The organism is Delftia sp. 60 (assembly GCF_002754395.1).
GTDB lineage: Bacteria > Pseudomonadota > Gammaproteobacteria > Burkholderiales > Burkholderiaceae_C > Comamonas > Comamonas acidovorans.
The window spans coordinates 2,819,626-2,833,226 of sequence record NZ_PEFD01000001.1; the positions used below are offsets into that span (position 1 = coordinate 2,819,626).

Genomic DNA, 13,601 nt, shown 5'->3' on the forward strand with positions numbered 1-13,601 from the left:
AGGGGGTTTCAGTCAGTGGCATGTAAGACCGGCCCCCGACAGTCACACCACAATTTTTATTTGGCCAGCCCAGGAGACAAGCAAGCATGAGCACCGCAACAGCATCCCCCATTGAATCGGTACTGGTGGAGAACCGGGTCTTCCCGCCGCCGGCAGACTTCGCCGCCAAGGCCCGCATCTCCGGCATGGAGCAGTACAAGGCGCTGTGCGCCGAGGCAGAGAACGATTACCAGGGCTTCTGGGCCCGCCTGGCGCGCGAGAACGTGGTCTGGTCCAAGCCCTTCACCCAGGTGCTGGACGACAGCAATCCCCCGTTCTTCCGCTGGTTCGCCGACGGCGAACTCAACGCCAGCGCCAATTGCCTGGACAAGCACATGGGCACGGACGTCGAGCACAAGACGGCCATCATCTTCGAGGCCGATGGCGGCGAGGTCACCAAGGTCAGCTACCGCGAACTGCTGGAGCGCGTCTCGCAGTTCGCCAACGCGCTCAAGGCGCAGGGCGTGCAAAAGGGCGACCGTGTCCTGATCTACATGCCCATGACCATCGAGGGCGTGATCGCCATGCAGGCCTGCGCGCGCATCGGCGCCACGCACAGCGTGGTGTTCGGCGGCTTCTCGGCCAAGGCGGTGCAGGAGCGCATCGTGGACGTGGGCGCCGTGGCCGTGATCACCGCCAACTACCAGATGCGCGGCGGCAAGGAGCTGCCGCTCAAGGCCATCGTGGACGATGCGCTGGCGCTGGGCGGCTGCGAGGCCGTGCGCCATGTCTTCGTCTACGAGCGCACGGCCACGGCCTGTGCCATGACGGCAGGCCGCGACAAGACCTTCGGCGAGATCCTAGCTGGCCAGAGCACCGAGTGCGCGCCCGTGGCCGTGGATTCCGAGCACCCGCTGTTCATCCTCTACACCAGCGGCTCCACGGGCAAGCCCAAGGGCGTGCAGCACTGCACGGGCGGCTATGTGCTGTGGGCCAAGCAGACCATGGAGTGGACCTTCGACCTCAAGCCCAGCGACGTGTTCTGGTGCACGGCCGACATCGGCTGGATCACGGGCCACACCTACGTGGCCTACGGCCCGCTGGCCGCTGGCGCCACGCAGATCGTGTTCGAGGGCGTGCCCACCTTCCCCAACGCGGGCCGCTTCTGGCAGATGATCGAGCGCCACGGCTGCACCATCTTCTACACGGCGCCCACGGCCATCCGCTCGCTGATCAAGGCCGCCGACGGCGATGCCGCCGTGCATCCGAAGAACTCGGACCTGTCCAGCCTGCGCCTGCTGGGCAGCGTGGGCGAGCCCATCAATCCCGAGGCCTGGATGTGGTACCACCGCAATGTGGGCGGCGAGCGCTGCCCCATCGTGGATACCTTCTGGCAGACCGAGAACGGCGGCCACGTGATCGCCCCCATGCCGGGTGCCACGCCGCTGGTGCCGGGTTCGTGCACGCTGCCGCTGCCGGGCATCATGGCCGCCATCGTCGACGAGACCGGCCATGAACTGCCCAACGGCGCAGGCGGCCTGCTGGTGGTCACCAAGCCCTGGCCCAGCATGATCCGCACCATCTGGGGCGACCCCGAGCGCTTCAAAAAGAGCTACTTCCCGGCCGAGCTGGGCGGGCAGACCTACCTGGCCGGCGACGGCGCCGTGCGCAGCGAGGACCGTGGCTACTTCCGCATCACGGGCCGCATCGACGATGTGCTCAATGTCTCGGGCCACCGCATGGGCACGATGGAGATCGAGTCGGCCCTGGTGTCCAAGACCGACCTGGTGGCCGAAGCCGCCGTGGTGGGCCGCCCCGATGACCTGACGGGCGAGGCCATCTGCGCCTTCGTGGTGCTCAAGCGCTCGCGTCCCACGGGCGAGGAAGCCAAGCAGATCGCCAAGGAACTGCGCGACTGGGTGGCCAAGGAAATCGGCCCCATCGCCAAGCCCAAGGACATCCGCTTTGGCGACAACCTGCCCAAGACGCGCAGCGGCAAGATCATGCGCCGCCTGCTGCGCTCGATTGCCAAGGGCGAGGCCATCACCCAGGACACGAGCACGCTGGAGAACCCGGCCATCCTCGACCAGTTGGCCGAGACGAACTGAGGTCCGACACGACCGCCATGAAGAACCGGAGCACAGGCTCCGGTTTTTTCTTGGCTGGACTGCGCGCGGCGCCCTGTCTTGCAGTCCTATTTTGTGTGGGCCGACAGCTCAGGCATGATGGTTGCAGTACAACCGAAGCTGTTGTTTTCACCACTGCCGAGGGAGGCGTTGCACCATGAATCTGAGAACCCTGTCGCTGCTGATCACCGTGGCCCTGATTGCGCTGCTGGCGGCATTCAACTGGAACACGCTGGCCGCGCCTTCCGTCGTGTCGCTGGGCGTGACCGAAGTCCAGGCGCCGCTGGGCGTGCTGATGCTGGCGCTGACCTGCCTGCTGGGCGTGTTCTTCGTCGCCTATGTGCTGTGGCTGCAGGGCTCGGTACTGATGGAGGCGCGCCGCCACGCCAAGGAAATGCAGGCCCAGCGTGACCTGGCCGACAAGGCCGAGGCCTCGCGCTTCACCGAGCTGCGCACCGTGCTGGAGGACCTGCATGCGCGTGACAAGGAAGTGCTGATGGCGCGGCTGGACGGGCTGGAGGCGCACCTGGTGCAGCGTGCCCAGGAGTCGGACAACAGCACGGCCGCCTATGTGGGGCAGCTGGAGCAGCAGGTTCGCCTGTACCAGCAGCCCGGCGCAGGCGCTCCGGACTACAGGTAGGCGGCCCGCGCCCGGATTCACGGGCGGACCATGAAAAAAACCGCGCGACTTGCGTTGCGCGGTTTTTTCGTTGCGGGCCCCGAGGCAGGAGGCCGGCGGAACTTACTTCAGCGACAGCACCCAGGCGGCCAGCTTCTTGGCGTCGGCATCGTTGACCTGGGGGTTGGCGGGCATGGGAACCGGGCCCCAGACGCCGCTGCCGCCCTTCATGATCTTGGCAGCCAGCTTGTCCACCGCGTCCTTCTGGCCTGCGTACTTGGAGGCCACATCCTTGTAGGACGGGCCCACCAGCTTCTTGTCCACGGCGTGGCAGGCCATGCAGTTCTTGGAGGCGGCAAGAGCCTGGTCGGCCATGGCGGGAGCCACGGTGACGACGGTCAAGGCCAATGCGATCAATGTCTGCTTCATCATGAGTTCCTGGGGGTTGTCGGGAATAATTATGCGAAACATTGTAGTGGGCGCGCATGCCTGATGCGTTACCTCGTGTGAAGCACCGTCTGGTGAAGGAGAAGTTATGTATCTGTTGGGAATCGCGGTCCTGCTCACCCTGCTGAAGTTGGCCGATATCGAGCCTGTGGCCTCCTGGTCCTGGTACGTCATCCTGGGCGCCTATGGCGTGACGGCAGCCTGGTGGGCCTGGGCCGACACCTCTGGCTACACCAAGCGGCGCGCGGCCGACAAGATCGAGCAGCGGCGCTTGAAGCGCATCGAAAAGAACAAGGAAGCCATGGGCACGGGCACGCGCTCGCGTTCGCGCCGCTGAGGGGCCTTGAACGGCGGCGCAGGCTTCGCCGCAGGCGATGCCTGGGGTCTGCAAAGGGGCGGCCCATGCCGGCCGGGGCATTCCTGTGGCCCAGCGGTGCGGCGGGCGCTGCGCCATAATCTTCGCCCAGACCCTGGCCTTCCCCACAGGACCAGGGATGGACCGAGACGACAGACAACTGGATTCCCCATGCCCGCATACCGTTCCAAGACTTCCACCGGCGGCCGCAACATGGCCGGTGCGCGCGCCCTGTGGCGTGCCACCGGCATGAAGGATGGCGACTTCGACAAGCCCATCATCGCCATCGCCAACTCCTTCACGCAGTTCGTTCCGGGCCACGTCCACCTCAAGGACCTGGGCCAGCTGGTGGCACGCGAGATCGAGGCCGCAGGCGGCGTGGCCAAGGAATTCAACACCATCGCCGTGGACGACGGCATCGCCATGGGCCACGACGGCATGCTGTATTCGCTGCCCAGCCGCGACATCATCGCGGACTCGGTGGAGTACATGGTCAACGCCCACTGCGCCGACGCGCTGGTGTGCATCTCCAACTGCGACAAGATCACCCCCGGCATGCTGATGGCCGCCATGCGGCTGAACATTCCGGTGATCTTCGTCTCCGGCGGCCCCATGGAAGCGGGCAAGACCAAGCTGGCCAATCCCAACACGCACAAGCTGGAGTTCAAGAAGCTGGACCTGGTCGATGCCATGGTGATCGCGGCCGACTCCAACTACACCGACGAGCAGGTCGCCCAGGTCGAGCGCTCGGCCTGCCCGACCTGCGGTTCCTGCTCGGGCATGTTCACCGCCAACTCCATGAACTGCCTGACCGAGGCGCTGGGCCTGTCCCTGCCCGGCAACGGCACGGTGCTGGCCACGCATGCCGACCGCGAGGAACTGTTCAAGCGCGCCGGCCGCCGCATCGTCGAGCTGGCCCGCGAGTACTACGAGCAGGAAGACGCCTCCGTGCTGCCGCGCTCCGTGGGCTTCAAGGCCTTCGAGAACGCGATGACGCTGGACATCGCCATGGGCGGCTCCACCAACACCATCCTGCACCTGCTGGCCATTGCCCGTGAAGCCGAGATCGACTTCACCATGGCCGACATCGACCGCCTCTCGCGCTCCGTGCCCCAGCTGTGCAAGGTGGCGCCCAACACGCAGAAATACCACATCGAGGATGTGCACCGTGCCGGCGGCATCTTCTCCATCCTCGGCGAGCTGGCCCGCGCCGGCAAGCTGCACACCGACGTGCCCACCGTGCACGCCAAGACCCTGGGCGAAGGCCTGGCGCAGTGGGACATCACCACCACCCAGGACGAGGCCGTCAGGCACTTCTACCTGGCAGGCCCGGCCGGCATTCCCACCCAGGTGGCCTTCAGCCAGAACACGCGCTGGCCCAGCCTGGACCTGGACCGTGCAGAAGGCTGCATCCGCTCCTACGAGCACGCCTTCTCCAAGGAGGGCGGCCTGGCCGTGCTGACGGGCAACATCGCCCTGGACGGCTGCGTGGTCAAGTCGGCCGGCGTGGACGAAAGCATTCACGTGTTCGAAGGCACGGCCCACGTGACCGAGTCGCAGGACGAGGCCGTGCAGAACATCCTGGACGACAAGGTCAAGGCCGGCGACATCGTCGTCGTGCGCTATGAAGGTCCCAAGGGCGGCCCCGGCATGCAGGAAATGCTCTACCCGACCAGCTACATCAAGTCCAAGGGCCTGGGCAAGGAGTGCGCACTGCTGACCGACGGACGCTTCTCGGGCGGCACCTCGGGCCTGTCCATTGGCCACTGCTCGCCGGAAGCTGCCGCTGGCGGCGCCATCGGCCTGGTGCGCAACGGCGACCGCATCCGCATCGACATTCCCAACCGCAGCATCAACGTGCTGGTCTCCGACGAGGAGCTGGCCCGCCGCCGTGCCGAGCAGGATGCCAAGGGCTGGAAGCCCGCCGAGCCGCGCCCGCGCAAGGTCTCGGCCGCGCTCAAGGCCTATGCCAAGCTGGTGATGTCGGCCGACAAGGGCGCCGTGCGCGACCTGTCCCTGCTGGACGACTGATACCGCGCAGCACCGCCGCCAGGCGGTGCGCACCCGATGAAAATGAAAAGGGATGGAAGGCCTTGCGGCTTTCCATCCCTTTTTCTTTTCTCTTCTCTCAGGCCCTTGAGGGCTCTTGTTTCATCGCGGGGCGACCGGCTTGCCGTTTCATCGTGGCTGCCGGTTCGGGTTTTCATCGTGGAGCAAACAGCCCACTCTCATTTATGGGAAGTGCCTGAAAAACTGGCGCGGCCAAAACAAGGGACAGCGAGCAAGGGCCGCCCCGCCGCGAGGCTGTCGTCCCCCTCCCGCGAAGCGAGAGAGGGGGAAGGCGCGAAGCGCCTCAGGGGGAGCTTCATTCAGGCCGGCTCGCCCATCTTGCTTTGCAGGTAGTTGGGCAGACCTATTTTTTCGATCAGGCCCAGTTGCTTCTCCAGCCAGTAGGCGTGGTCTTCCTCGGTATCGCGCAGCTGGGCCAGCAGCAGGTCGCGGCTGTTGAAGTCGCTGTGGCGCTCGCACAGGGCCATGGCCGAGCGCAGGCTGTCACGCACGCGGTATTCGGTGGCCAGGTCCTTGCGCAGCATCTCTTCGACGGTCTCGCCGGGCGTGAACTCGTGCGGGCGCATGTCGGGGCGGCCGCCCAGGAACAGGATGCGGCGCAGGATGGCGTCGGCGTGCTGGGTTTCCTCTTCCATCTCATGGCCGATGCGCTCGAACAGGCGCAGCAGGCCCTGGTCTTCGTACTGGCGCGAGTGGATGAAGTACTGGTCGCGCGCGGCAAGCTCGCCGCGCAGCAACTCTATGAGGCATTCGATGACTTCTGGTTGGCCTTGCATGTTCTTCTTCTCCTGACTGTGTGAACGCCGCAAGTATCGCGTGAACCGGCCCTTGGGCCAAAGCGCGCGCTGCAATTCCCCGTGGACGGCGCATTGCATGCATGCGCGACGCAGAAGCATTCGCATCGCGGCAGGCTGGCGAGGGGCTGGGGCTAGGGTAAACGCTGTATTGCGGGCTTCAATAATAGTTATTTATCATAACGATTATGGAGCCGAAGCATCGGTGTCCAAAACCCCATTTCCCCTTTGCACAAGGAAGCGCAATGAGCACCGAACGTACCGAAGAACAGACCGTGTCCTGCACCGTCACAGGCCGCGTGGCCTGGGTGAAATTCAACCGCCCCGAAAAGCGCAACGCCATGAGCCCCCAGCTCAACCGCCAGATGATGTGTGTGCTCGACGACCTGGAGTTCCGTGACGACGTGGGCGTGGTCGTGCTTGCAGGCGAAGGCACGGCCTGGACGGCCGGCATGGACCTGAAGGAATACTTCCGCGAGACCGAGGCCACCGGCCTGGCCGGCACCCGCAAGGCCCAGCGCGAGAGCTATGGCTGGTGGCGCCGCCTGCGCTGGTTCCAGAAGCCGACCATTGCCATGGTCAACGGCTGGTGCTTCGGCGGCGGCTACGGCCCGCTGTTCGCCTGCGACCTGGCCTTTGCCTCGGATGACGCCAAGTTCGGCCTGTCCGAAATCAACTGGGGCATCCTGCCCGGTGGCGGCGCCTCCAAGGTGGCGGTGGAGCTGCTGTCCTTCCGCCGTGCCATGTACCACGCCATGCTGGGCGAGAACATCGACGGCCGCACGGCCGCCGAGTGGGGCCTGGTCAACGAGTCGCTGCCGGCCGATCGCCTGCAGGCCCGCGTCACCGAAGTGGCCGAGGCCCTGCTGCAGAAGAACCCCAGCGCCCTGAAGGCCACCAAGGACGCCATCCGCCGCGTGCGCGACATGAGCTACGACAACGCCGAGGACTACCTGGTGCGCGCCCAGGAAGCCGCCAACAGCTACGACAACGAAGGCCGCAAGGAAGGCATGCGCCAGTTCCTCGACGACAAGACCTACAAGCCAGGTCTCGGAACCTACGACCTCTCGAAGCAAAAGTCCTGAAGACCCGCACATCCTGAGTGGCCGCGCCCTCGCTGCTAGGGCGCCTGCCGCCAACCCATTGGAGACAAGAATGACAACGACAGAGATGGCGGCCGCCCTGCGGCCCGACATCGGCAGGCTGCTGAGGCCGCGTTCCATCGCCATCGTCGGCGCCTCGGCCACGCCGGGTGCGCTGGGCGCATCGGTGCTGGGCAATCTGGAGCGCAACGGCTTTGCCGGCGACATCCACCTGATCAATCCCAAGCGCAGCGAGATCGCCGGGCGGGCCTGCCTGGCCTCGGTCGATCAGCTGCCCGAAGGCGTGGATGTGGCCGTGCTGGCCATCCCCCAGCCCTTTGTGCTGGACACGGTGCGCGCACTGGCGGCGCGCCGCGTGGGCGCGGCGGTGATCTTCTCGGCAGGCTTTGCCGAGGCGGGCGAGCGCGGCATGGCCGAGCAGCGCGAGATCGCACGCATTGCCGCCGAGGCGGGCATGGTGGTGGAAGGCCCCAACTGCCTGGGCTGCATCAACTACCTGCAGCGCGTGCCGCTGACCTTTGTCGAGGTGAATATCGACGCGCAGCATGTCGATGCCGCGCGGCCCGCGATAGGCGTGGTCTCGCAAAGCGGCGCCATGATGACCGTGCTGTGCACCACGCTGGCCAGCCGCGCGCTGCCGCTGTCGCACGCCATCTCCACGGGCAACGAGGCCGCCAGCCATGCCGAGGACTATGTGGACTTCCTGCTGGAGCAGCCTTCCACGCGCGTGGTCGCCATGATCGTCGAGCAGTTCCGCCAGCCCGCGCGCATCCTGGCCGCCGTGGCCCGTGCGCGCAGCCTGGGCAAGTCCGTGGTGCTGCTGCATCCGGGCAAGAGCAGCGCGGCGCGCGCTTCGGCCGCCACGCACACCGGCGCCATGGCCGGCGACTATGCGCTGATGCGCACCAAGCTGGAACGCGCAGGCGCCGTGTTTGCCGAGACACTGGAGGAGCTGGGCGACATCGCCGAGATCGCCATCCGCTGCCCGGTGCTGCCATCGGCTGGTGGGGCCGGTGCAGCCGCTGCAGCGGGAGTTGCCGTGCTGGGCGAGTCCGGCGCCTTCAAGGCGCTGACGCTGGACTGGGCCGAGGAACTGGGCCTGGCCCTGCCCGCCATCGGCGACGACGACTCGCCCGCGCTGCGTGCGGCACTGCCCGAGTTCGTGGGCGTGAGCAACCCGCTGGACCTCACGGCCCAGGGCCTGGTGGAGCCGGACCTGTATTTCCGCACGCTGGATGCGCTGTTTGGCGATGCGCGCTTTTCCACCGTCCTGGTCGGCCTGATCCAGGGCGACCCTGTGACCTGCGGCATCAAGATGCCGCCCGTGCTGCGCGCCGTGCGCGAGCTGCGGCCGGCCAAGCCCGTCATCGTCGCGGGCCTGGACGAGGGCGCAGCCGTGCCTGCCGAGTTCATCGCCGAGATGCGTGCGCTGGGCGTGCCGTACTTTCCCAGCACCGAGCGTGCCCTGCGCGCCGTGCAGCGCCTGACCGCTTTCAGCCAGCGCAGTTTCGAGCGAACCGATGCCCAGCCCGTCGCGCTGACCCTGCCCGCAGGCCGCACGGTGGTGCCCGAGTACGAATCCAAGGCCGTGCTGGCACAGGCCGGCATACCCTTTGCGCGCGGCCGGCTGGCCACCTCGGCCGAGCAGGCCGTGGCGATTGCGTCGGAGATCGGCTGGCCCGTGGCGCTCAAGGCCCAGTCCGCCGACCTCAGCCACAAGAGCGATGCGGGCGGCGTGATCCTGAACATTGCCGACGCGCAGGCCATGGGCGAGACCTGGGGCCGGCTGCATGCCAACGTGGCGGCCTATGACAGCGCCATTGCGCTGGACGGCGTGCTGATCGAGGCCATGGGCCAACGCGGCCTGGAGATGATCATCGGCGCGCGCAACGATCCGCAGTGGGGCCCGGTGATCCTGGCCGGCCTGGGCGGCGTGACGGCCGAGATCATGCGCGATGCGCGCCTGCTGGACGCCGACCTGTCCACCGGCGAGGTGCTGCGCGAGCTGGACCGCCTGCAGGGCGCGCCGCTGCTGCACGGCTACCGTGGCGCCCCGGCGCTGGACCGCCAGGCGCTGGCCGAGCTCATCGTGCGCCTGGGCCAGGTGCTGCGCGGCACGCCGGCCATCCGCGAGATCGACCTGAACCCGGTCATCGTGCTGCCCGAAGGGCAGGGCGTGGTCGCGCTCGATGCGCTGATGCTGGTCGAGCACAGCGCGGGTTGATGCCCGCGCAAGGGCTGGCGCGGCGCGCCGGCCCTTTTCATGCGCATCCCTTTTTCGCTTTCCCGCTTTCTTTTTTCCGCTTCCCCTTCCTCCACAGGAGGTCTCCATGAGCCTGCCTTACCCGCCGGGCCGCGTGTCCACGCCCGCGCCGGCCGAGTCGAACGGACTCGGCTATGCCTACTACGTCACCATCATCCTGCTGCTGGCCTACACCCTGTCCTTTGTGGACCGGCAGATCCTGGGCCTGCTGGTGCAGCCCATCAAGAAGGATCTGCAGCTGTCGGACTGGGTGTTCAGCATCGTCCACGGCTTTGCCTTCGCCATCTTCTACACCTTCGTCGGCATCTTCCTGGGGCGCCTGGCCGACCGCTGGAACCGCCGCAACCTCATCGTCATCGGCATGGCGATCTGGGTGGTGGCCACGGCGGCCGGTGGCTATGTCACGGGCTTTGTCTCGCTGTTCGTGGCGCGCATGTTCGTGGGCGTGGGCGAGGCGGCGCTGTCGCCGGCTGCCTATTCCATGCTGGCCGACTACTTCCCGCCCGAGCGCCGCGCGCGCGCCATGAGCATCTACACCTCGGGCGTGTACATCGGCTCGGCCACGGCCTTCATCGTGGGCGGCCTGGTCATCCAGGCCACCAGCCAGGCCGGCGAGGTGGTGTTCCCGCTGCTGGGCAGCTTCAAGCCCTGGCAGGCGGCCTTCATCTTCGTGGCCCTGCCCGGCATTCCGCTGGTGGCGCTGATGTACACCGTGCGCGAGCCGGTGCGCCGCGGCCTGCAGGCGGCAGGCGCCTCCGCCAGGGCCGCCGCTGCGGCAGGCCCCGCGCCCGATCTGTCCCATGTGTTCCGCAACAAGCGCGCCTTCCTGCCGCTGCTGCTGGCGCCTGGCATCACGGCCATGATCACCTTTGGCGTCACGGCCTGGCTGCCGGCCACCTTCATCCGCCAGTGGGGCTGGACGCCCGGCGAGATCGGTCCCGCCTACGGCGTCATCATCCTGACCTTCGGCATTGGCGGCATGCTGCTCAGCGGCTTCCTGGCCGACTACCTCACGGCGCGCGGCAAGCAGGTGGGCTCGATCGTCATCTCGCTGGTGGCCACCGGCGTGCTCATCGCCAGCGGCCTGGTGCTGGCCTTTGCGCCTTCGCCCACCGTGGCCCTGGTGGCCGTGGCGGTCACCACCTTCTTCCTGGGCATGCCGGTGGCGCTGGCGCCGCCCATCCTGCAGGCGGTCACGCCCAACCAGTTGCGCGGCCAGGTGACTTCCATCTACCTGCTGCTGATCAACCTGATCGGCCTGGGGCTTGGTCCCTTCCTCGTGGCCTTTTTCACGGACTTCGTCTTCCATGACGAAAAGCTCGTGGGCCTGTCGCTGGGCCTGGTGTCCGCCCTGGCCGCGCTGCTGTCCGTGCTGTGCCTGGCCAGCGCCATCGGCCCCTACCGCCGCCTGGTCGCGGCCATGGAGGGCCGGGCATGAGCGCGCAGGCATCGCATTGCTCGCATTACCAGCCGCCGCTGCAGGACATCCGCTTCGTTCAGCAGCACTGGCTGGGTGCAGAGGCCGACTGGCGCCGCATGCCGGCCCATGAAGCCCTGGACCAGGAGACGGCCGACATGGTGGTCGAGGCGGCCGGGCGCTTTTGCGCCGACGTGCTGGCGCCGCTCAACGGCCCGGCCGACCTGCAGGGCTGCCGACTGGAAGAGGGCAGGGTGCGCACGCCCGACGGCTTTCCCGAGGCCTATGCGGCTTTCGTGGAAGCCGGCTGGCCGGCCCTGGCCTGCGCGCCCGAGACCGGCGGCCAGGGCCTGCCCCAGCTGCTGGATGCCGCGCTGCACGAAATGCTGGCCTCGGCCAACCATGGCTGGACCATGTACCCGGGCATCCTGCACGGCGCCTATGCCTGCCTGCACGCCCATGGCGACGCGCACCTGCGCGCCACCTATCTGCCGCACATCGTCAGCGGGCGCTGGCTGGCCACCATGTGCCTGACCGAGCCCCAGGCCGGCTCCGACCTGGGCCTGCTGCGCAGCCAGGCCCGGCCCCGGGGCGATGGCAGCTACCGCCTGGACGGCAGCAAGATCTTCATCTCGGGCGGCGACCAGGACATGAGCGAGAACATCGTGCACCTGGTGCTGGCGCGCCTGCCCGATGCGCCCGCAGGCACGCGCGGGCTGTCGCTGTTCCTGGCGCCGCGCGGCATTCCCCAGGACGGCGGCGGATTCCTGCCCAATGCCATCCACTGCGACGGCATCGAAAAGAAGATGGGCATCAAGGGCAGCGCGACCTGCGCCATGCGCTTCGAAGGTGCCCAGGCATGGCTGGTGGGCCAGCCCCACCAGGGTCTGGCCGCCATGTTCGTGATGATGAATTCCGCCCGCCTGCACGTGGGCCTGCAGGGCCTGGGCCATGCCGAGATGGCCTGGCAACTGGCGCGCGCCTATGCGGCCGAGCGCCGCCAGATGCGCGCCCAGCCCCGGCCCGCCGATGCGCAGGGCCCCGCCGACCCCATTGCCCTGCAGCCGGCCGTGCAGCGCATGCTGGCCGACCTGCGCGTCTGGACCGAAGGCATGCGCGCCATTGCAGGCTGGGTGGCCCACCAGCTGGACCTGGCCGAACAGGCGCCGGATGCCGAGGAGCGCGCCCAGGCCCATGCGCTGGCCTCGCTGCTCACGCCCGTGGTCAAGTCCTTCTTCACCGAGCGGGGCTTTGCGCTGGCCAGCGAGGCGCTGCAGGTCTTCGGCGGCTATGGCTATGTGCACGAGTACCGCATAGAGCAGACGCTGCGCGATGCGCGCATCGCCATGATCTACGAGGGCACGAACCAGATCCAGGCGCTGGACCTGCTGCAGCGCAAGGTGGCCGCCAGCGGAGGGGCCGCGCTGGCACCGCTGCTGGCGGCACTGCGCGAGGAGGCCGCTGCCTGCGAGGCGGCGGGCATGGAGCCCGGCCTGGCCGGCGCGCTGCGCAGCTGGAGCGATCGCACCGAAGCGCTGACGGGCGCGCTGTGCGCCCGCGCCGCAGGCGACGCCCCGTTGCTGGCGCGCTGCGCCGAGGACTATCTGCGCCTGGTCGGCACGCTGTGCATGGCCTTTGCCTGGGCGCGCGCGGCGCGTGTCAGCCAGCCGCTGGCCGATCCGGCGCTGCGCCGCTCCAAGGCGGACAGCGCGGCCTGGTTCTTCGCGCATGGGCTGCTGGATGCGGAGCACTGGCTGCGCCGCACCGAGTCCGCCGCCCGCACGCCGCTGCCGGCTGCCTTGGCCTGAGCGGGCTGTCGGGGCTTTTATGATGGAACGCCGCACCGGCCCTGAAGATCCGCAGGCGCCGGGGCGGCTTTGCCTCGGTGTGCCTTCTTCCTCTTCCAGATCCGTGTCCATGGACAGCTCCTCCGAACCCGCCGTCGATCAGTCGCGCCTGCAGCGTTTCCTGGGCTACCGCCTCACGCGCGCGGAAATCCACATCCACAAGCTGTTCGCGCGGCGCGTGGCCGAACTGGATCTCAAGCCCAGCGAGTTCTCCATTCTGGTGCTGATCCACTCCAATCCCGGCATCTACCTGCGCCAGCTGGGCGAGGCGCTGGACATCTCGCCCTCCAACCTGGTGCCGGTGGTCGAGCGCCTGGTGCAGCGCGGGCTTATCGGGCGCCAGCCCGATCCGCGCGACCGCCGGCTGCAGCAGCTGCACATGACGGCCGAAGGCAGCGCGCTGCAGGCGCGGGCCGAGGGTGTGGTGGTGCAACTCGAAGACGAGCTGGAGCAGCTGCTGACCTCCACCGAGCAGCGCCATCTGTTCGCGGCCCTGGACAAGCTCATGGCCATCCAGGAAAGCCAGCCGGGCTGAACCGCCGCGCCGCCAGCTTTCCAACCCCTGGCCGGCGCCGGCCATG

Annotated in this window: 11 protein-coding genes; 9 read left to right on the top strand and 2 right to left on the bottom strand. The window is 67.8% G+C overall.

Features of this window, described 5'->3' with window-relative positions; genetic code table 11:
* Positions 1-86 precede the first annotated feature (86 nt).
* A complete protein-coding gene (gene acs / locus CLV01_RS12790) occupies positions 87-2,087 on the top strand; it encodes an acetate--CoA ligase (RefSeq protein WP_013803247.1) in 2,001 nt (666 codons plus the stop codon).
* Positions 2,088-2,262: 175 nt separating this feature from the next.
* Positions 2,263-2,745 carry a hypothetical protein gene (locus CLV01_RS12795; RefSeq protein ID WP_013803246.1) on the top strand — a complete coding sequence of 161 codons (483 nt, stop codon included), beginning with the start codon at positions 2,263-2,265 and terminating at the stop codon, positions 2,743-2,745.
* Positions 2,746-2,847: 102 nt separating this feature from the next.
* Here the strand turns inward: CLV01_RS12795 and CLV01_RS12800 are convergent, their stop codons facing one another.
* Entirely contained in the window at positions 2,848-3,153 is a 306-nt protein-coding gene (locus CLV01_RS12800) for a c-type cytochrome (RefSeq protein ID WP_034398318.1), read from the bottom strand.
* 106 nt (positions 3,154-3,259) lie between these two features.
* On the opposite strand from CLV01_RS12800, the gene CLV01_RS12805 reads away from it, so the two are divergent.
* On the top strand, positions 3,260-3,508 hold the full coding sequence (locus CLV01_RS12805) for a TIGR04438 family Trp-rich protein (RefSeq protein WP_013803244.1): 249 nt from the start codon (positions 3,260-3,262) through the stop codon (positions 3,506-3,508).
* A 189-nt stretch (positions 3,509-3,697) separates the two neighbouring features.
* Positions 3,698-5,557, top strand: coding sequence for a dihydroxy-acid dehydratase (ilvD, locus tag CLV01_RS12810; RefSeq protein WP_099734148.1), 1,860 nt, complete (start codon positions 3,698-3,700; stop codon positions 5,555-5,557).
* A gap of 338 nt (positions 5,558-5,895) precedes the next feature.
* Here the strand turns inward: ilvD and bfr are convergent, their stop codons facing one another.
* Positions 5,896-6,372, bottom strand: coding sequence for a bacterioferritin (gene bfr, locus CLV01_RS12815; protein ID WP_013803242.1), 477 nt, complete (start codon positions 6,370-6,372; stop codon positions 5,896-5,898).
* 263 nt (positions 6,373-6,635) lie between these two features.
* Between bfr and CLV01_RS12820 the strand changes: the two genes are divergently transcribed.
* The 5 genes from CLV01_RS12820 (at position 6,636) to CLV01_RS12840 (ending at position 13,555) form a co-directional block, all read left to right on the top strand.
* Positions 6,636-7,475 carry a p-hydroxycinnamoyl CoA hydratase/lyase gene (locus CLV01_RS12820; RefSeq protein WP_099734147.1) on the top strand — a complete coding sequence of 280 codons (840 nt, stop codon included), beginning with the start codon at positions 6,636-6,638 and terminating at the stop codon, positions 7,473-7,475.
* A gap of 70 nt (positions 7,476-7,545) precedes the next feature.
* Positions 7,546-9,717 (top strand): acetate--CoA ligase family protein, encoded by a 2,172-nt coding sequence (locus CLV01_RS12825; RefSeq protein WP_099734146.1) that lies wholly within the window; start codon positions 7,546-7,548, stop codon positions 9,715-9,717.
* 106 nt (positions 9,718-9,823) lie between these two features.
* A complete protein-coding gene (locus CLV01_RS12830; protein ID WP_063326633.1) occupies positions 9,824-11,194 on the top strand; it encodes a spinster family MFS transporter in 1,371 nt (456 codons plus the stop codon).
* Complete coding sequence (locus CLV01_RS12835) at positions 11,191-12,981, top strand: acyl-CoA dehydrogenase (RefSeq protein WP_099734145.1); 1,791 nt, start codon at positions 11,191-11,193, stop codon at positions 12,979-12,981. Before CLV01_RS12830 ends, CLV01_RS12835 begins: the two co-directional genes overlap by 4 nt.
* A 109-nt stretch (positions 12,982-13,090) precedes the next feature.
* Positions 13,091-13,555: a MarR family winged helix-turn-helix transcriptional regulator gene (locus tag CLV01_RS12840; RefSeq protein WP_034391791.1), complete on the top strand. Its 465-nt coding sequence runs from the start codon at positions 13,091-13,093 to the stop codon at positions 13,553-13,555.
* Positions 13,556-13,601: the final 46 nt, after the last annotated feature.